Annotated in this window: 17 protein-coding genes; 5 read left to right on the top strand and 12 right to left on the bottom strand. The window is 55.6% G+C overall.

The window, feature by feature from the left end:
• The first annotated feature begins 31 nt into the window (after positions 1-31).
• The gene (locus SYN8016DRAFT_RS02045) at positions 32-772 is read left to right on the top strand and encodes an SDR family NAD(P)-dependent oxidoreductase (RefSeq protein ID WP_006852566.1); all 741 of its coding nucleotides are present in this window, start codon (positions 32-34) and stop codon (positions 770-772) included.
• Here the strand turns inward: SYN8016DRAFT_RS02045 and SYN8016DRAFT_RS02050 are convergent.
• Complete coding sequence (locus SYN8016DRAFT_RS02050) at positions 754-1,161, bottom strand: DUF2237 family protein (protein WP_006852567.1); 408 nt, start codon at positions 1,159-1,161, stop codon at positions 754-756. The two genes, SYN8016DRAFT_RS02045 and SYN8016DRAFT_RS02050, sit on opposite strands and share 19 nt — an antisense overlap.
• 111 nt (positions 1,162-1,272) lie before the next feature.
• Here SYN8016DRAFT_RS02050 and SYN8016DRAFT_RS02055 point away from each other — a divergent pair, with 111 nt between their 5' ends.
• Positions 1,273-1,503 carry a hypothetical protein gene (locus SYN8016DRAFT_RS02055; RefSeq protein WP_006852568.1) on the top strand — a complete coding sequence of 77 codons (231 nt, stop codon included), beginning with the start codon at positions 1,273-1,275 and terminating at the stop codon, positions 1,501-1,503.
• A gap of 28 nt (positions 1,504-1,531) precedes the next feature.
• Here the strand turns inward: SYN8016DRAFT_RS02055 and SYN8016DRAFT_RS02060 are convergent, their stop codons facing one another.
• From SYN8016DRAFT_RS02060 to SYN8016DRAFT_RS02070, 3 genes are read right to left on the bottom strand one after another with little or no spacing between them, the layout of a single operon-like run.
• Positions 1,532-1,804, bottom strand: a complete 273-nt coding sequence (locus SYN8016DRAFT_RS02060) for a DUF4090 family protein (RefSeq protein ID WP_006852570.1) — start codon at positions 1,802-1,804, stop codon at positions 1,532-1,534.
• A 53-nt stretch (positions 1,805-1,857) separates the two neighbouring features.
• Complete coding sequence (gene metH, locus SYN8016DRAFT_RS02065; RefSeq protein ID WP_006852571.1) at positions 1,858-5,478, bottom strand: methionine synthase; 3,621 nt, start codon at positions 5,476-5,478, stop codon at positions 1,858-1,860.
• A gap of 57 nt (positions 5,479-5,535) precedes the next feature.
• Positions 5,536-6,453 carry a branched-chain amino acid transaminase gene (locus tag SYN8016DRAFT_RS02070; RefSeq protein ID WP_006852572.1) on the bottom strand — a complete coding sequence of 306 codons (918 nt, stop codon included), beginning with the start codon at positions 6,451-6,453 and terminating at the stop codon, positions 5,536-5,538.
• Positions 6,454-6,529: 76 nt separating this feature from the next.
• On the opposite strand from SYN8016DRAFT_RS02070, the gene cobN reads away from it, so the two are divergent.
• Positions 6,530-10,294 (top strand): cobaltochelatase subunit CobN, encoded by a 3,765-nt coding sequence (gene cobN / locus SYN8016DRAFT_RS02075; RefSeq protein ID WP_006852573.1) that lies wholly within the window; start codon positions 6,530-6,532, stop codon positions 10,292-10,294.
• On the opposite strand, the gene SYN8016DRAFT_RS02080 is transcribed toward cobN, so the two are convergent.
• Genes SYN8016DRAFT_RS02080 through uvrC form a run of 6 tightly spaced genes read right to left on the bottom strand, consistent with a single transcriptional unit; the run spans position 10,284 to position 15,841 of the window.
• On the bottom strand, positions 10,284-10,859 hold the full coding sequence (locus SYN8016DRAFT_RS02080; protein ID WP_006852574.1) for a hypothetical protein: 576 nt from the start codon (positions 10,857-10,859) through the stop codon (positions 10,284-10,286). The two genes, cobN and SYN8016DRAFT_RS02080, sit on opposite strands and share 11 nt — an antisense overlap.
• Before the next feature lie 27 nt (positions 10,860-10,886).
• The gene (locus SYN8016DRAFT_RS02085) at positions 10,887-11,594 is read right to left on the bottom strand and encodes a PHP domain-containing protein (protein WP_006852575.1); all 708 of its coding nucleotides are present in this window, start codon (positions 11,592-11,594) and stop codon (positions 10,887-10,889) included.
• A complete protein-coding gene (gene hemJ / locus SYN8016DRAFT_RS02090; protein WP_006852576.1) occupies positions 11,533-12,126 on the bottom strand; it encodes a protoporphyrinogen oxidase HemJ in 594 nt (197 codons plus the stop codon). The genes SYN8016DRAFT_RS02085 and hemJ overlap by 62 nt, the downstream gene beginning before the upstream one ends.
• A gap of 35 nt (positions 12,127-12,161) precedes the next feature.
• Complete coding sequence (locus SYN8016DRAFT_RS02095) at positions 12,162-13,568, bottom strand: cryptochrome/photolyase family protein (RefSeq protein ID WP_006852577.1); 1,407 nt, start codon at positions 13,566-13,568, stop codon at positions 12,162-12,164.
• A gap of 6 nt (positions 13,569-13,574) precedes the next feature.
• Positions 13,575-13,889 carry a hypothetical protein gene (locus SYN8016DRAFT_RS02100; RefSeq protein WP_006852578.1) on the bottom strand — a complete coding sequence of 105 codons (315 nt, stop codon included), beginning with the start codon at positions 13,887-13,889 and terminating at the stop codon, positions 13,575-13,577.
• On the bottom strand, positions 13,886-15,841 hold the full coding sequence (uvrC, locus tag SYN8016DRAFT_RS02105; protein ID WP_006852579.1) for an excinuclease ABC subunit UvrC: 1,956 nt from the start codon (positions 15,839-15,841) through the stop codon (positions 13,886-13,888). Before uvrC ends, SYN8016DRAFT_RS02100 begins: the two co-directional genes overlap by 4 nt.
• A 55-nt stretch (positions 15,842-15,896) precedes the next feature.
• Here uvrC and coaD point away from each other — a divergent pair, with 55 nt between their 5' ends.
• The gene (gene coaD / locus SYN8016DRAFT_RS02110; protein ID WP_006852580.1) at positions 15,897-16,379 is read left to right on the top strand and encodes a pantetheine-phosphate adenylyltransferase; all 483 of its coding nucleotides are present in this window, start codon (positions 15,897-15,899) and stop codon (positions 16,377-16,379) included.
• 10 nt (positions 16,380-16,389) lie between these two features.
• Entirely contained in the window at positions 16,390-17,340 is a 951-nt protein-coding gene (locus SYN8016DRAFT_RS02115) for a hypothetical protein (protein WP_006852581.1), read from the top strand.
• Here SYN8016DRAFT_RS02115 and dacB read toward each other — a convergent pair.
• The gene (gene dacB, locus SYN8016DRAFT_RS02120) at positions 17,315-18,589 is read right to left on the bottom strand and encodes a D-alanyl-D-alanine carboxypeptidase/D-alanyl-D-alanine-endopeptidase (RefSeq protein ID WP_006852582.1); all 1,275 of its coding nucleotides are present in this window, start codon (positions 18,587-18,589) and stop codon (positions 17,315-17,317) included. The two genes, SYN8016DRAFT_RS02115 and dacB, sit on opposite strands and share 26 nt — an antisense overlap.
• Positions 18,586-19,101, bottom strand: coding sequence for a DUF4330 domain-containing protein (locus SYN8016DRAFT_RS02125; protein WP_038013634.1), 516 nt, complete (start codon positions 19,099-19,101; stop codon positions 18,586-18,588). Before SYN8016DRAFT_RS02125 ends, dacB begins: the two co-directional genes overlap by 4 nt.
• Positions 19,102-19,126: the final 25 nt, after the last annotated feature.

Here is a 19,126-nt window from a genome sequence, read left to right on the forward strand (position 1 = left end):
TCTCACTGTCCCTCGGACAACGCTTTTGATCATGCCTGAAATCAACAGAGTTGCTTGGATTGGCCGTGCATTGATCGTGGGCCGTGGTGGTCTTGGTAAGGCACTGGCGCAGGAACTGCAACGTCGTCAGCCCGCTTTGGAGGTCCTGCTATGCGGTCGCAGCGTGGTTTCAGAGCTCGACGATGGTGGAGATTGGCTGGTGGACCTGGAGTCCCCTCAGAGCCTCGAGGCGTTGTCTCAGAGGCTCCTGGACGATCCACAGCCGCTGCGTTTGGTGCTGAACGCCACTGGGCGACTGCATGGAGGTTCGCTGATCCCTGAGAAGCGCCTGCAGCAGGTGAGTGCCAGTCAATTGCTGGAATCCTTTGCGATCAATGCTGCAGGGCCCCTGCTCTTGGCGAAAGCGATTGAGCCCGCCCTGAAGCGTGACCAGCCGTTTCACTTTGCGAGCCTCAGCGCCAGGGTCGGAAGCATCGCTGACAACAGAAGTGGTGGTTGGTATGCCTACCGCGGAGCCAAAGCCGCCCAGAACATGTTTTTGCGCTCGTTGAGTGTGGAGTGGGCGCGGCGCTTTCCACTCGCCACGGTGACGATGCTGCATCCAGGCACCACCGATACGGCCCTGTCCAAGCCATTCCAAAATTTTGTCCCGCCGGATCGTCTGTTCAGCCCCCAGAAGGCGGCCGCCCTGTTGCTCGATGTTTTGCTCCAGCAGACAGCGGAAGACAGCGGCCGATTTCTGGCTTGGGATGGTCAGGACATTCCTTGGTGAGCGTGTGTTTTGAGGACGTCCAACGGGATCACCTTGAGCGCTGTGTGTTCTGTCGCTTCGAGGCGTACAGGTGGCGCCATACCGTCGTCGTAGGCCTGTTTCCAGCGTGGGGCGCAGACACACCAGTGATCGCCCGGTTTGAGGCCAGGGAAGCCGAAGTCGGGCATGGGAGTGCTCAGGTCATTGCCCTGGGCCTTGCTGTAATTCAGAAATCGTTCTGACATCACACAGCAGACGCTGTGTTGCCCCAAGTCGCTTGGATCGGTGCGGCAGTGTCCATCTCGAAACCAACCCGTCATCGGCTCACAACTACAGCCTTCAAGCGCACCGCCTAAAACGTTCAGATCACCCTGCCCAACTGGCTTTTGCTCTTGTTGTTGTGACGGCATTCGCTTGCATTGGCTGCCAGGAGTCTGCCGAACGACTGGCACATTCCGAGACGAGATGGTTGACGGATCACGGGGGTTAGGCGTTAAAGGTCGTTCAGTTATGCCTCCTCGATGGATTGGGAGTTCACTGAAGACGCGGCGTTTATCGCCCTCTGCGATGCGTTCCGCGAAAGTGGCGAGTCATCGGCTATTGAGTTCCTTGCCAATGGTGAGGGAGCCTTCCACTTTCAGGATCTTGCGCAGAACGCTGCGGGAGAGGGATTCGATTTGAGCGAATCCAGTGCCCTGGATGATTTTCAGCAGGAAGTGATCGACACGATGGAAAAGCTCTGCCAGGAGTGATCCTGCAGAGCTCATGACGATTGGGCTGTCAGCTGAAGTAAAAGCTGATTTCCTTGTCCTTCAACCCTTCCCAGCCAGCCTCGATTAATCGGGCGTTTAGGACGTCTTGGCTGAAATGCTTGGCCCCGGTGCGCACGATGCGGTTGCGCATTGATTTACGCACTCCACTGCGCTTGCGTTGTGCCTCTTGATCCATCACCTCGCGATAAAGGGTGAGCATCGCTTCCGGAAGAGGGCTTCCATCGATGTCCAATCCAGCCTTAATCGCATTGTCGATGGCGTCTGGGCCGCTGAAGTCCATGGGAGTGCATGCGTGACCTCAGAAGTCTGAGGCAACGCACTGCTGTATGGGCCTTAGGCGCTGAAGTAGCGAGCGTTGCTATGCAAAGCAACCAGGGCTGTTGTGCTCTGTTCAGGATGAAGTTGGTCGCTTTCATCCATGGTCAGGCCGATGCGATCGGCCTGCAGCCATTCCAGTTGCTGACGCGAATCCGCCACGTTGGGACAGGCTGGATATCCAAAGGAATAGCGGCTACCCCTGTAGCGCTGGGCAAGAATGTCCCTGAGAGGCATCCCCTTGGGATCAGAGAAGCCGCATTCACGCCGAATGCGGGCATGGGTCCACTCCGCCAGCGCCTCTGCCATCTGAACGGCTAAGCCGTGAAAAAAGAGATAGTCGCTGTAGGCATCCTTGCGAAACAGCTCCTGGCTGAAGCGACTGGCTTCTTCGCCCATGGTGACGGCTTGCATCGGCAGCACATCGCAGGGTTGGCCCTCTTTGAGATCTCGGAAGAAATCGGCGATGCAATAGCGATTGCCACTGCGTTGACGGGGGACATCAAATCGTCCCAGCTCTGCACCACCCTCCGGCTTGAACACCACCACGGAGTTGCCGTCCCGTCCGCAGGGGAAATAGCCGTAGGCGACTGCTGGATGCAGCAGTTGGTCTTCTTTGGCGCGCGCTAGCCATTTCTGAAGGATTGGCTCTGCCTTATCAGCGAGGTCTTGTTCGTACTCTTCCCGGCTTTGGTTTTTGGCTTTTCGCATCTGCCATTGACCAGCGAAGAGGGCTTGTCGGTCTAGAAAGGCAATCACCTCGTCGACCGGAATCTCTGCCTCTCCCTGCAAAACCGACGCACCCAGGAAGGGGGTGATAACGGCTGTCTCTTCAGGAACGGCATCCGAGCGCTCGAAGCTGACGGGAAGCTTGAGATCCGCCGTCTCAGCTTCTTTTGACGGGCTCTCAGGCGATGCGTCGCTGGGATCAGTGGATTCCGCGTCACCTCCAATCGAAAGACCTTCAGGGGTGCCATCGAGAAAGCCAGCGCGATCATCCCAGCGATCTTTTGACTTGGCCGCCACAAGCGCATCCATGAATCGCAGGTCCGTAAAGGCATCCCGTCCATAAATGACCTTGCCGTCATACACATCGCTGCAGTCTTTGTTCACAAATCTGGGCGTTAATGCTGCCCCTCCAAGAACAACAGGAACGTTGATTCCAGCTTCGTTGAAAGCTTGCAAATTGTCTTTCATAAAGGCTGTGGACTTCACCAGCAGACCACTCATGGCGATGCAATCAGCCTGATGTTCTTGCTGGGCCGTAATGATTGCATTGACGTCTTGCTTGATGCCAAGGTTGATCACTTCGTAGCCATTATTTGTTAAAATAATGTCCACCAAATTCTTGCCAATATCGTGAACATCTCCTTTAACTGTTGCGATTAAAAACTTGGCTTTAGCGGATCGTTCCCCTTCTTCTTTCTCCATGAATGGTTCCAAAAAGGCCACGGCAGACTTCATGGTTTCCGCGGATTGAAGAACGAATGGGAGCTGCATTTGCCCAGAGCCAAACAGCTCTCCCACAACCTTCATTCCATCCAGCAGGAAAGTGTTAACAATATCTAGTGGTGGATAGTTTTCTAAACCCTCTTTAAGTGCATCTTCTAATCCAATTCTCTCGCCGTCAATAATGTGCTGTTTGAGCCGTTCTTCCACGGCTAGGTCGCTTAAGGATGGTCCTGATTCGCGAGCGGCTTTGGCGCTAACACCTTCGAATAAGGTTGTAAGCACTGTGAGCGGGTCATACGTGCAAACATCTCCTTCGAATCCACGACGATCATTGATTAAGTCGCGACAAACTTTCTGATGCTCTTCGCTGATTTTGATGAGCGGAAGAATTTTTGCTGGGGACACAATGGCTGCATCCATTCCAGCTTCGCAGCAATCATGCAAAAAGACTGAATTCAGCGTGATTCTGGCAGCAGGAGACAAGCCAAAGCTCACATTGGACACACCAAGAACCACGTGAACCTGGGGGAGATCCTCGCGAATTCTGCGAATGGCCTCAATGGTTTCCGCACCGTTGCGTCGATCTTCTTCAATGCCAGTGGAAATTGGCAGCGCCAGAGCGTCGTAAAAAATTTCTCGCGCTGGAATTCCATACTCGACAGCGTCTCGATAGGCTCTTTTTGCTATAGCAACTTTCTGGTCTGCAGTGCGGGCCATGCCGTCTTCATCGATCGTGCCAATCACAACCCCGGCGCCATAACGCTTGGCGATTTCTAAGACTTTGAAGAAGCGTTCATCTCCATCTTCGTAGTTGGTTGAATTGAGGATGCATTTGCCGCCGGCAACCTTCAGGCCTGCCTCCATTTTCTGCCACTCCGTTGAGTCGAGCATTAAGGGAAGGTTCACATTGGTGACCACTCGATTCACGAGCTCTCGCATATCTCTTTCGCCATCACGGCCGACATAGTCGACATTCACATCCAAGATGTGAGCATTCTCTTTCACCTGTCCTCGCGCAACAGCGACGAGCCCATCCCAGTCTTCTTCATTCAGCAACTCACGCACTTTCTTGGAGCCACTGGCATTCAGTCGCTCGCCAATGATTAAGAAGGAATTGTCTTGTAGATAGGGTGTTGCACCATAAATGGATGATGCGGCGGCTTCATAGCTGAGAGCTTTTCTCTCATGGTGGTAAGAGCGCACATTTCTGGGCGCGGCGCTCAGTTCTGATGAAATTTCAGAGAGCGCCGCAATATGGGCCGGCGTTGTTCCGCAACATCCACCAATGACTTGAACGCCAAGATCCTCCACGAAGTGCATTAATTGCATCTTCAGTTCCACCGGTGTTAGGCGGTAGTGCGCCACACCTCCAACATTTTCTGGCAAGCCTGCGTTGGGGATGCAGCTCACAACGAAGGGAGCATTATCTGTTAAGTAGCGCATGTGCTCTTTCATTTGTTCAGGGCCTGTTGCGCAGTTCAGGCCGAGCACATCAATGGGGAAGGGTTCGAGAATGGCAACAACAGCTGCAATGTCGGAACCCACCAGCATGGTGCCTGTGGTTTCCATCGTGACGGACACCATCAAGGGGCGGCGTTCACCGCTGGTTTCAAAGGCCTGTTCAATGCCTTGGAGCGCTGCCTTGATCTGCAGAACGTCCTGACAGGTTTCGATGATCAGTAAATCCACATCCCCGGCAATCAGTCCTTCCGCTTGCTCCTGATAGGAATCGCGAAGCAGATCGAAACTGATATGTCCGAGCGTGGGTAATTTCGTGGTGGGCCCCATCGATCCCGCCACGAATCGTGGTTTCTCATCGGTGCTGTATTCCATGGCCACTTCTTTGGCCAGCTCTGCAGCCCGCTTGTTGAGCTCGAAGGTTTTGTCCTCTAGGCCGTACTCGGCCAGCACCACAGACGCGGCGCCAAACGTATCGGTTTCGATGACATCGCAACCGGCGTCAAGAAACTGTCGATGCACGCTTTGAACGGCATCGGGCCTTGTAACCACCAGGTTTTCGTTGCAACCTTCCAGGGCTTCTCCGCCGAAATCATCGGCGGATAGGTCCATTTGCTGCAGGGAGGTGCCCGTGGCTCCGTCAAAGACCAGCACGGGCCTGGACGGGTCATGCAGACGTTTTAAAAAGCGAGAGGCGTTGAGGGTGGGTGTCTCAGTCACGGCCTGCATCGCTTAATCGCTTCTCTCACCCCATCCTATGAACTGCTCTTGTTCCCAGAGCCATCCTTAGCCTTCGAGCTCGATCCTGGTGACCCAGTGGCTGAACTCCGGATCCTTTCCTTCCGTAATCGCAACCAGACGTTTTCTTAAGGCATCCATCACCGGCCGGTTGGTCGGCAAGACGGTGGATTCGAGTTGACGAATCGGCGTGATTTTCGCGGCCGTTCCCGTGAGGAACACTTCATCAGCGATGCAAAGTTCAGTTTTATCCACGGGTCGTTCGATCACCTGCAATCCCATGTGCTTTGCCAGCTCAATCACGCTGGAGCGGGTGATTCCCTCAAGAATGTCTTGATCAACGCCAGGGGTGATCAGGACGCCATCGCGTACTAAAAACAGATTCATCCCACTGGCTTCGCTCACCTTTCCCCGCGTGTTCATCAGCAGGGCTTCGTCAAAGCCACTGGTGACAGCTTCTGTTTTGGCAAGTGAACTCGTGATGTAAGCACCACTGATTTTTCCGCGCAGGGGTAGGGAGCGATCCTCCTGCCGGGTCCAACTACTAATCCGGCAACTCACGCCATCGGGGGAGAGGTAATCGCCGAGCTCTAAGCCGTAAATCAGAAAATCAGTCTCGATGTTGTGCAGCCGTGGTGCGATGCCTAAATCACTGGTGTAAACAAATGGTCTGAGGTAGATCGGCGTCGTGGGTTTGTTCGCCCTGAGCACGGCGATCAGAGCCTCCATCACCGTCTCTTCCGTCAGATCAGCGAGCAAGAGCTTGGCGCTTTGTGAGAGGCGGCGCGCATGGCGATCCGGTCGAAACAACAGCATGCCGCCCGGTTTTTCCGGATCCGGTATGGCGCGCATGCCTCCGAACGCACCGGTGCCGTAGTGCAGGGCATGGGTTGCGATCGACACTTTGGCCTGGTCAAACGGGATGCAGCGGCCTTCAAACCAGGCGTAGGGAAGGAACTGATGCATCGCACATTGATCGATGCTCAAATTTTCTCACTCACCTCGCGCGGTTGGTGGGATGTGATCAGACCAGAATGGAGACATGCATCGACTGAGCAGTCTTCCGGGCGCCGAAAGCAACGAGGTTTTCACCGTTGTTGAGCAACCGCCTGCCCCGATTCTTTTCCTGACGAGCGCAGCGACCGATATCAGCACCCTTTCAGCCTGCCTTCGGCAGCCAGAGCTGCAGCACTGGAAGGAGCAATTGCGAGCTTTGCCCCTCGATTGTCTTCGGCATCCCGCTCAAATTGATCACTATCTGGCCGCAACAGCGAGCTCGGCTCGGGTGCTGGTGGTGCGCCTGCTGGGTGGTCGAGGTCACTGGAGTTATGGGCTTGAACAGTGCCGCCGTTGGCAGGCGTCTGCGCAACATCGAACCTTGCTTGTTTTGGCGGGGACCGCCGATCAAAACGACGAACTCCATCCGATTGGATCGGTGTCTTCGATGCTGTCTCAACAATTAGCTCTGTTGTTGCGCGAAGGGGGGATGCCCAACATGACTAAGGTTTTGAAGGCGATTCATCCCTTCATCACCAGCAGCAACGAACCAGATCCCCTTCACGACGCCAAGGATCTTGAGCCGGAACGGATGGCGGACCCAGCCCCGTTTGACTGGCGTGAGGAACCAGGGGCAAGGGTTGGTGTTTTGCTGTATCGGGCCCATGCCCGCGCGGCTGACACGGCCTGGTGTCATCAATTGTTGAAGGCCCTGAGAAGCCGTGGCCTCGCACCGCGTGCGCTCTGGGTGAGCAGCTTGAGAGATCCCGTGGTTCAGCAGGGGGTGCAACGAGCGTTTCAAGCACAGGATGTTCAGCTCGTGGTCAGCACCACAGCGTTTGCATCGGTCCAGTTCCAGGAGGCAGGGCTGGGCACTCCCCTTTGGGATGGTCTTGATCTGCCGGTCTTGCAGCTGCTTTCTTCCGGACGAGCCAAGCAGGCCTGGGAAGCCACCACCCAGGGGCTCGATCCCATCGATCTCTCCCTTCAAGTGGTGCTTCCTGAGTTGGATGGACGCATCACCACAAGAATCGGAGTCTTCCGCGAAGTCCTGGATGCGGAATCCAGTTTGTCGACGGCGGTCAAAGGTTTGGTTCCCGACGCTGCTGGGCTGAATTGGCTGGCCGATCATGCCCGTTGTTGGGTGGATCTTCGTCAGACGGAGGCAGCAGAGAAGCGGGTGGCATTGGTGCTCGCGAATTACCCCGTTCGCAATGGTCGTTTGGCCAATGGGGTTGGTCTGGATACACCCGCCAGCACCATGAACCTCTTGAACTGGCTCGCTGAAGCCGGTGTTGCGCTTGGGAGTGAGCCGCGGCCTGATGAGTCGCAAGCGCTCATGGCCCAATTGTTGTCGGGACGCAGCAACGATCCGGAGAGTTTTCACCTTCAGCCTCTTGCCTATCTGCCCCTCAATCACTATTTGCGCTGGTGGCGACGGCTCACACCCCAAGCCCGATCCCTGATTGAGGGTCGTTGGGGTTCACCGGAACAGGCCGTGGATCTTGAGGAGAAGGGGTTTGCGGTGCATGGCGTGCTGTTTGGGCATGTGGCCGTGTTGATTCAGCCCAGCCGTGGCTATGACCCCGATCAAATCAGCGATCTCCACTCCCCTGATCTCCCTCCACCGCATCGATATTTGGCCCAATATCTGTGGCTTCAGGAGGTGCATGGCACCCAGCTGATGGTCCATGTGGGCAAACATGGCAGCGCGGAATGGCTACCGGGTAAGTCGGTTGGACTGAGTGAAGCCTGTGGGCCAGGCCTGGCGCTCGCTCCGATTCCGCATGTGTATCCGTTCATCGTGAATGATCCAGGCGAGGGATCCCAAGCCAAGCGTCGGGGCCATGCCGTGATTCTTGATCACCTCACCCCACCCTTGGGTCGGGCTGGGCTGCACGGATCTTTGCTGTCTCTCGAAGCCTTGTTGGATGAGTACGTGGAGGCGCGTCAGGTTGCTGCTGAGCGTTGTGACGTGCTCGAGCATCAAATCAAGCAGCTGCTTCAAAGCCTGGATTGGCCTTCCTTCTCGAATCCAGCGAACGATCAACCCAGCGCAGCTGATCCAAACAACGACTCCTGGGCCCGCTGTCTTGATCAGGTGGAGACCTATCTCTGTGAGTTGAAGGAGGCGCAAATCAGAACGGGCCTGCATCGTTTTGGCAGCCAGCCTGAAGCCTCGATTCAACGGGAGCTCCTGCTGGCGATTGCGCGATCGCCGTCGGGTGGCTGCCAAGGCATCACCCAGGCGATGGCCAAGGTGGTTGGACTGGAATGCGACCCCTGGTCGGATGAAGACGGTGCGCCTCTGAGCGACCACGACTGCAGAACCCTTGAGACGTTGGGCTGTGATCAGCCCAGACGGGTCTCGGCCGCTGTGAGTTGGCTCGATGCTCAAGCACTCCGCTTGTTGGAGCAGATCACAGATGCGCCCTCAGAGCCATTGAGCCCTTTGCTGCAGCAGTGGCTTTACGACAACAAGGAGCCTGCTTTGCTGCGCTTGCGCGACGAGCTGTTACCGCGTTTATTGGCTTGTGCTTCCAGTGAAAAGAAGGCCTTCCTTGCTGCTTTAGACGGGCGAAGGATCGCGAGCGGCCCCTCTGGCGCCCCAACACGAGGACGTCCAGATGTGTTGCCAACGGGGCGTAATTTCTATTCCGTTGATCTGCGTGGTCTTCCTACCGAAGCGGCTTGGGATTTAGGGCGGCGAAGCGCTGAGCAATTGTTGGACCTCTACCGACTTGAGGAAGGAGAGGATCTACGGCACCTCGCATTGTCTGTCTGGGGTACAGCCACGATGCGCAACGGCGGTGAAGACATCGCCCAAATGTTTGCCCTGCTTGGCGTTCGTCCTCTCTGGGATGGGCCAACACGGCGCATGGTGGACTTGGAAGTGATTCCTTTGAGCCTGTTGGCTCGACCCAGGGTGGATGTCACCTTGCGGATGTCTGGACTGTTTCGCGATGCCTTCCCTCAGCTTGTGGGCTGGGTGGATCGTGCTGTGCACCTGGTCTCGGCACTCGAGGAAGCAGACGCTGAAAATCCGCTTGCTGCGATCACCCGTCAGGAGGGTCCTCAAGCCAGGATTTTTGGATCGGCACCGGGTGCCTATGGCGCTGGATTGCAGGCCTTGATCGATTCAGGTCAATGGGAGAACCAGGACGACCTTGGCGAGGCTTTCTTAGCCTGGAGTTCCTGGAGTTATGACGGCGACGTTCAAGCCCAGGCCAATCGCTCTGGTTTGGAAGCTGCTCTTCAGCATGTGCAGGTGGTTCTGCATAACCAGGACAACAGGGAGCACGATTTACTCGACTCTGATGACTATTACCAGTTCCATGGGGGCATGACGGCAGCGGTGCGGCGCTCAAGAGGAACCTCTGTGCAGCCCTGGTTTGCGGACCATTCTCGCCAAGAGCGGCTTCGCATTCATTCGCTCAGCCGTGAAATCGACAAGGTGGTGAGAAGTCGGTTGTTAAACCCTCGCTGGATTCAGGGAATGCAACAGCACGGCTACAAGGGGGCGTTCGAAATGGGAGCCAGCCTTGATTACTTGTTTGCCTACGACGCCTCAACCGAAGCGGTTCCTGACTGGTGCTACGGGGCCATCTGTGATCAGTGGCTGCTGGAAAAGGACACACAAGACTTTTTGAGCCGATCCAATCCCTGGGTCCTCAGAGACATGGCCGAACGATTGCTGGAAGCGGCCAACCGAGGGTTGTGGGCTCAACCGTCCCCCGATCAGCTCGAGCAGATCAGGGGATTGGTCCTCCAAGCGGAGGAGGCTGTCGAGAAAGGAGGTCTTAGTTGTTGAGGTCGCGGACCATGGCCTTGAAAGGATCGATAGATCCTGGCTTGGACGATGGGCTGCGGTTGGCCGATGGGTTGCTTGGCTGAATCTCGGGTTCGGATTTCAGTTCTTCCTTGCGGCCCACAGGAGCCGCATCAGGGGCCATTGGTGTGTTGACACCAGCTGTGCGCAAAGCATTCCCCTTGAGCTTTTGATCCAGCTGCTCCTGGGTCATCGTCTCGGCGAAGGTCTTTTTCACCGGCTTGGGAATTCCGTCCGAGAGCAAGGACGGAATTGAAGGTTCTTCGTTTGGTTTTTCTTCGCCCAGGCCTTGGGATCGAGTGCCAACGGTGACGTCCATCGCATCAACCTTGGTCACCAACTCCTTGTTGCCAGGGTTGTCGGCGGTTCCGGGGAAGGTGCGACGAATCGTCTTGGCCTCGCGCATGTAGTCCACGTTTCCGTAGGACGATGACGCGTCGGAGTCGAGATAGAAGGCTTCGGCTTTTGGCTTGGCACGATCCTTGGGAACGTCCTGTTGACCGTCATCCTTGGCGCTTGAATTCAGCAGCCGATCAAAGAGGCCCATTCCCGTGTTCCAGATCGTTGAGTGAATTTAGCGGCCTTTTAGGTCCAACCCGTGGGTATCGGTGCCGCAGGTACGCAAAAGGCCAAGGTTCTTCAACTGTTGGTCGATCGATTCACAGATCAACGGCGTGCAGGCCCAGTGCTGTTGCATGTCGTAGTCGTACCAGGCTTCACCCCCGTCGAAACCCAGTTCAGCCGCTTCATCAATCAACACTGAGAAGCTCAATCTGTAGCGCCCCGGATGGGCCAGGATTGCCAGGCCGCCAGCGTTGTGAATCGCTTTGCGAACCTCACCAGCCCTCAGAGGGGCGCCCACAGCGGCATCGCCGCTGGAATAGGGCATAAGTGCGGGATGTCCTGGCGTGAAGCCAAGGGCAAGGACATGGACCAAACAACCTTGCAGGATGCAGCTGATTTCCATCCCACTCCAAAGCGTCGGCGTGTTTACGCCGCGAGTGCGAGCGCGATCAAGCCAGTCGAGCATCGGTTCATAGGCAGCGATCGAATGGTGATCCGTGACTGCGATGTGACTCAGCTTCCGAGCCGTGGCTTGTTCAATCAGAGCCACGGGTTCCAGGCTTCCGTCACTGCAAACGGTGTGGCAATGAAAATTCAGCGAGCCAGGGCAGCTCTCTGGTCCAATCGTTTCGAGGACAGCCCGCAACGGGTGCTGATCAGGCGTCACCAACTGACTCCTGCGCAAGCGCTGCTTCACGAAGACGACGCCAGCGGGCATAAAACTGAATCGTTGCGGCCATGAACACCACCAGACCAACGGTTAACCAGGTTGCTGCCCCTGTGGGGAATTGCGTTTTAAACACCACCAGCATCACCACCAAGACCAACAGCAGCGTGGGCAGTTCGTTGAGAGCTCGGAGTTGCCGACCACTCCATTGGCAGACCCCAGCCTGAAGTTGGCCCATCAGTCGATAACAGAACACGTGATAGGCCAATAACAGCCCCACAAAACCGAGCTTTGCGTGCATCCAGCCTTGGTGCAGCCAGGACGGCTGCACGATCAAGAGCCCCGCGGCCATCGTCACGGTGAGGATCAAACCAGGTGTGGTGATGATGTTGGCGAGGCGCCGTTCCATCACGGCGTACTGGGCCTTGAAGGCTTCGCGTACAGGCGACTCTTCCTCCTCTGCTTCAACGTGATAGATGAACAGCCTGACGAGATAGAACAGCCCGGCGAACCAGACCACCACTCCAACAATGTGAAGGGTCTTGAACCACAGGTAAGCCTCAGGTGGAAGCGTCAGTGTCATGACCCCATCAATCTCACCTGAACAATAGAAAGCCGCTAGCTGAGCGAGTCAAGAAATTGTTGTGCCTTGGTGTAATGCGTTTCCATGACCTCAGGCGCCATGCGATCAAGATTTCGAGCCATCATCGCCAGGCGGGGTTGAGATCGGAAAAATTCTCCGTGGCGGTGAATGAAACTCCAAAACAAGCCGTCCCAAATGCCGCACCAATCTCCAGGTTTGTAGTCAGACATTTTGCGCACATAATTTGATCCAGATAAATAAGGCTTACTCGTAAAGATTCCTCCGTCAGCAAATTGACTCATTCCATAGACATTGGGGACCATCACCCAATCGTAGGCATCCACGAATAGTTCCATGAACCAGGTGTAGATACGGGTGGGGTGAAAGCCGCAAAGAAGCATCATATTTCCAAGCAACATTAAGCGCTCAATATGATGACAATAGCCCGTGTCTATCGCGCGTTTGATAGCATCATCAATCGGAGGGATTCCTGTTGTTCCTTGATAGAAAGCATCGGGAATAGGGCGATCTTCAAAATTCCAAAAATTGCTATTGCGCATCGTGACTCCATGGCGCAAGTACATGGCAGCCATGAATTCACGCCAACCAATGATCTGTCTCAGAAAACCTTCAAGAGAATTCAGGGGGATCTCAACGCTGTCTGCGGCCTCCAGGGTTCTATTCAAAACCTGTTGGGGCGTGAGCAGTCCGAGGTTGAGCATCGGCGTCAGCACGCTATGCCACATCACGCGGTGATGGGAGCTGATGGCATCTTCATAGGTGCCAAAACCAGCCAATCTTTGTTCCAGAAAGGTGTCTAACCAATGTTCTGCTGATAAGTGATCAACGGGCAAATCAATCGATGGTGCCTCAGGAACTGTGATTCCCTTGGGAAGTTTTTTACGGTTGTCCGCGTCATAACTCCAACGTCCACCCACAGGAGCTCCTTGATCATCGATCAAGACCCCTAAGCGCTTGCGCTGCATTTGATAGAAGTTGGCCATCATTGGCTTGCGTCGACCATTGAAATGGTCATCCATCACTTCGGTTGGCGTAAGCAACATCGGAGTGGGCAGAATTTCTAAGACACAACCACGTTGTTGCAGCGTGTTTCTGACTCTTTTGGTTAAAAGATCATCGATTGGATCAGCGAGGTAAAACGTTTGGTAGCCAGAGTCGATCAGTTCGCTCAGAAGATCTGACGTCTGTTGCTGGGCATTGGGCGTCAGCGTGATGAGGCGATGGCCTTGGGATTCCAGACGCCTTTGGTAGGCCAGCATCGATTGTTGATGCAACTGGCGCTTGCGGGGATGGATCGAGAGTGGCCATTGAGGATCACCACCGAGAATTAAGCCGTCAGCAATCAGGGCAATGCTTCTGTTGGCACGAATCCCCGGATGGTGCGCGAACAGCTGATGGGGAAAAACAAGGGTGATTTCCATAGCGTCTTAACCGGCCTCGCCCGCGAGGCGACAGGCACGCCGTCCAAGAGCTGTGGCGGGGATGCGATCCACCAGTCCGCCTCGTGGGCTGAGCTGTTGGTTGCGGCAGTCCATCACCACGCGCTCTCGATGCCCTTGTTGATCTTCCAGTCGCATGCGCAATTGCCAATGATTTTTGGCGCTGCGGGTGATCTCATCGGCGCACACCACTCCTGTACACAGGCCGGGTGCGGCGAAGGCTCGAACGGGAGTTAGCAGCGTGAGAGCGACCCCGATCACAACGATGAAGATCAGGTTTGTGGCTTGAAAGCAGCGCTTCATGCCGTGTCCTCGCCTGCCATCACCACGTTGTCCTCTTCAGCTTCCTGAGGATGAAAATAGGCGCGAATCTGCTTGGCCAGCGAGAGCCCTACCCCGGGGGCTTGATGGAGCTGATCCACGCTGGCGAGTTGAATGGCGTCAATCGATTGAAAGTGGGCGAGAAGATCTCGCACGCGTTTGGGGCCCAGCCCGGGGATGTCAGACAGGCGTGAGCGTTTCATTCGCTGCCCTCTCTGCTGCCGATGGAAGGTCACGGCAAAGCGATGCGCCTCGTCGCGTAAGCGTCGCAGCAAGGCCACTCCAAGTTGGTCGGGCTCGCTTTCAAGGGGCTGCTTGGCTTCCGGGAGGAAAATCTCTTCCCGTTGTTTGGCCAGGGAACACACCACAAGATCCTCATGCAAATCCAACTCGCGCAAGGCTTCCATCACGGCGGATAGCTGACCCTTGCCCCCGTCAATCATCACGACATCTGGCCAGTCATGGAGTCCATCCATGTTCAGGCTGCTGCTGGATTGGCGCCTGATTTCAGACAGGTCAGCTCCTTCAGCTTTCACGCGGGCCCATTTGCGAAAGCGCCTGCGCATGATTTCTGCCATGGCCATGAAGTCATCGCTGTGACCGGCCTGAATGCTGCTGCTTTGGATTTTGTAGCGGCGGTAATGCTGCTTGGCAGGAAGCCCGTCGATGAAGACCACCTGTGAGGCAACGGCATCACTGCCCTGAATATGACTGATGTCATAGCCCTCGATTCGTCGTGGAGGTGTGGTTAATTCAAGAAGTTGAGCCAGATCTTCCGTTGCCAAGGCTTGCTGTTCCTGGCTTTGGCGAGCCCGGCCTAATTCAAATTCAGCGTTTCGCATCACTAAATCAATCAGATCTGCCTTTTGGCGTCTTTGAGGATGCAACACCTGAACTTTGCGCTCTCTTTGTTCGCTTAACCAGTCGGCAATCAAGGACTGTTGCGGAAGCTGATGCTGCACTAAAACTTCCGGAGGTATTTCAACGGCGTCGACCTGGCTGTAGTGCTCTTCAATGACCCTCTGAAGGATTAATCCCGACCCTAGGTCTGTTGCATCTGCTGCAAAACCAAGACGACCAACCAGTTTTCCAGCACGCATTTGAAACAATTGAATCGCTGCAAAATGATCATCTTGGGCAACGGCAAGCACATCTCTGCTCACGGATGCATCCGGTAAGCTCATTTTTTGATCCGCAGTTAACTGATCAATTCCTTGAAGTTGATCGCGTATTCTGGCAGCAGATTCAAAATCAAGCCTCTCGGCATAGCGTTCCATCTGCTGATTAAGGAGTTGCCGAAGTTCGTCGCTTCGACCTTGGAAGACCATCGCAACTTTGCGTAAAATTTTGTGATAATCTTCAGAACTTACCTTCTCTTGACACACTCCTGGGCAACGGCCAATCGAATAATTAAGGCAGGTGCGATTTGGATAAAGAGGACGTGGTCGTTGGCGTAGGGGAAACACTCGTTTGACGAGAAAGAGGGTTCTTCTGAGTAAGCCCACATCCACATAGGGTCCGTAAAAACGATCAAGAGGGCTGCGAAATCTCCGACGTCGGGTAATAAAAATGCGAGGGTATGGTTCGCTCCACGTAATGCACAGATAGGGATATTTTTTATCGTCCTTCAGCAGCACATTGAAATGCGGTTGCTGGTTTTTGATGAGATTGGATTCCAGCGCGAGCGCTTCCGCCTCGCTGTCCGTGACGATGAACTCGATTTCGCAGATCTGCCGCACCATCAAGCGGATGCGTGGGCTCAGGTCATGGCTGCTGCGAAAGTAACTACGCACCCTGCTACGCAAGGTTTTTGATTTTCCGACGTACAGCAAGCGATCGTCGGCATCGCGCATGAGATAGCAGCCCGGCTCAGGGGGGATCTCTTTCAGGCGCTGTTCCAGGCGCTCCGGTTGCTCAAGCAAAGGACGCTGCATGCATCGAATCTAGAGACCCTGCGCTGCATAGGATCCGATCAGTCCTGTATGGCTGATGCGCGCTCTCTACCCGGGCAGTTTTGATCCTCTCACCCTTGGACATCTCGATTTAATCGAGCGTGGCTGTTCTCTGTTCGGGGAAGTGGTGGTTGCTGTTCTCCAGAACCCAGGGAAATCCCCTGCTTTCAGCCTTGATCAACGGCTGGAGCAAATCACCCAGGCCACCTCCCATCTGCAAGGGGTCACGGTGACCAGCTTTAACGGCCTGACGGTGACCTGCGCTCGCGAACATGGTGCCCAGTTGATTTTGCGCGGCTTACGCGCGATGAGCGACTTCGAATATGAGCTTCAGATCGCTCATACGAACCGATCTTTGGATTCTGAATTTGAGACCATTTTCCTCAGTACGGCAGCCCACTACAGCTTTTTGAGTAGTTCGGTTGTGAAGGAAGTGGCCCGTTTTGGAGGTCGTGTTGAACACATGGTTCCAGCGGTGGTGGCGGAGGACCTCAAGAGGTTCTTTAATTCGGCTTTATAAGTCAGTTTCGATGAGCGAGATCCAGTTCTCCGTGCTCGATCAGCTCGACCAGCTCGAGGAAATTGTTCTTGAAGGTAGCCGCATTCCTTTTAGTGGTGGAAGGCTGGTGAATGAGCAAGACGCCGTCGAGCTGATGGATGGCGTTAGGGCGTCGCTGCCTGGGCAGATTGCCCAGGCTGATCAGTTGCTGCAAAAGAAGGACGAATTCATTACCTCGGCACGCAATCAGGCCGACGAAATTGTTCAAAAAGCCCAGCTTCAACGTGAACAGCTCGTCAGTGCGGCTGCGGTTAGGCAGGAAGCGGAACGCCAGGTGAATGAGATGCGGGATCAGGTTCGCCAGCAGTGCGAACAGTTACTCCAGAGCTCTCGCCAGCAGGCCGCTCAAATGGAGCACGAGATGCAATCCAAGCAGGTCCAGTTGGAGCAGCAATTTGCCACCCGTCGGCAACAGTTGGAGCAGGAGGCTCTGCAACGTCGTCAACAACTCGATCAGGAAGCGCTCGAGCTCAAACGCCAATTGGCCGAGCACCACGAACGCAGCCGCCAGCAGTCCGCTCAGGAGCTAGAGCAGATTCGCAATGAAGGGGTCAAGCTCCAGAAGGAGGCCCAAACGGAAGCTGAGCGCATTCACAACGATGCTCTTCAGTTCCGCCAGCAGACCCAACAACAGTGTGAATCGTTGATTCAGCGCACACGTCATGACGCTGCATCTGTCCAGGACGGAGCGAACCGCTACGCGGAGCAAACGCTGGGAGAACTCGAGCAACGACTCAAGGAGATGGCCCAGGTGGTTTTGGCTGGTCGCCAAGAGCTCGTGAAAATTCAGATGATCCGTCCCGATAGCTCTGCGCCTGAGACCGAAAGTTCCGACACGCCAACCCGTCAGGGGAAAGCGGTCTCGATGAACAAGGCGCGTCGTGCCGCCTCCCGGCTCAGATCGATGAAGGGCACGGGCTGAGGCTGTAGACGGTTCTTAAAATTTGGCCGATCGTTGCGTTCGGTCGGCTTGCACCATTCGAAATCATGCTCACGTATCGCGGACCGTCCGCGGTTTGGAGAATGCCAGAAATTGAGCGCACACCGCTGATGGTGCCAGTTTTTCCCCAAAACTTGCCTTGAATGGGCGAGCCGATGAAGTAATTGCGCAGCGTCCCTCGCTGTCCAGCAATCGCCATGGACGCTTGGTAGTAGGAAGCGTAGGGATGTTGATCCATCCGCATTAATAACGCAGCGATGGTCTGACTGGATACGCGGTTGTTGCGCGACAGTCCACTGCCATCGGCAACCCTGAGTCCCTGCACAGGGATTCCTTGTTGTTGCATCCAGCGGTGCGCGGCCGCTGAGGCCGCTCTCACGTCCCATTGGTCGGCTGCTTGTCGGAGCAGCACTTCAGCTGTGAAGTTATGACTTTCCGTGTTGGCAAGGCTGAGCAGAGCGTGCATCGGAGCAGAGGTTTCCTCATGCAGCACGATCTGATCGTCGCTTTGTTGTGGTTGATCGGTGTTGCGGATCGGTCGCGCTTGTTGAACCTGAACGCTTCCACCGCGACGCTTCACCTCTTTCTTGAACAGGGTTTCTAGGCGTCGATAGGGATCGCTCACGGCCCCTCCCAGGGCGTTGCTGGTAAGGGCCAACCGCGTAATCGGCGCTCCATAGGCATAGGCGCGATCTGCAGGGTGCCAATCGTTCGGCCACCAGTTCTGACGGGGTTCTTCTCGCACCATCAAGTTCACGGGCCCGGTGGTGGTTCCCCGCGCTCCTCCCTGGCCCATGGCTGCCATGGCAAACCGCTGTAGACCTGCAATTCCAAGATCAGGATCCCCTTGACCTTTGAGTTCAAGGGTGCCGTCGGCACGTTGGACGAGTTGCGTACGCAGGCGGAAATCAGGACCCAACTGGTCGAGAGCGAAGGCTGTACTGATCAGCTTTTGATTGGAGGCTGGAATGCGCGCCATCGCGCCATTCACGTCACCCAGCAGATCTCCATTGCTGTTGACCACTGACACGCTCCATGCCCTGGCAACGGGGGCTAGCAAGCGATTCAAGGCTTGCTGCAGAGGAACACAGGAGCGCCCCTGTTGTTGAAGATCGGGAAGAGGCTGGTCAGAGGGTGGTGCGGGAAGGGTCAGCAGGGCAGGCTCGGCCCGACCAGGCATCGACGCTGTTGTGGTCGCCGCCAGCGTGAGGAAAAGGAGAGCTGCTTTCATTGCACCTTGACACCGCTAACGGTCCCATTCAGGCGGTAAAGCGCACCTTCCAGTTCTACGGGTGTGCCGACTTTCAACTTGGTACCAGCAAGAACCACGCCAGATTTCGAGACGGTTGCATCGCCTTCCAACACAAAGCGAGCATTCAGATCGTTAATGCTTGCCCGGTTGGGATCGGGGGCTGTCACGACGGATCCATCGGGTTGTACCGCCACCAGGACGCGGTTGATGTCCTCAACGCGAATGAGCTTGACGCTTCCGGCGGGTTGATTGCGAATGATGATGCTGGTCCGTCCAGCCGCAAGAGCTTCCTGCACCAACGCTTCGGGTTCAGCTGCGCTCACACGACGCACGTCGACCATCACTTGCACGGGTTTGACCGACCCGTTGGCTTTGGCAAACGTGTTGGAGAGTTTTGGACTCCAAAGCACGCCGCCAACCGCCAAGAGTGCGATCAGTCCAGCGGTGGCATCCAGAGCTGGCACTCCGCGCAATCGGTCTTTTAAAGCCATTCCCATTCCGATCACCTGGCCACAG

Source organism: Synechococcus sp. WH 8016, from assembly GCF_000230675.1.
Classification (GTDB): domain Bacteria; phylum Cyanobacteriota; class Cyanobacteriia; order PCC-6307; family Cyanobiaceae; genus Synechococcus_C.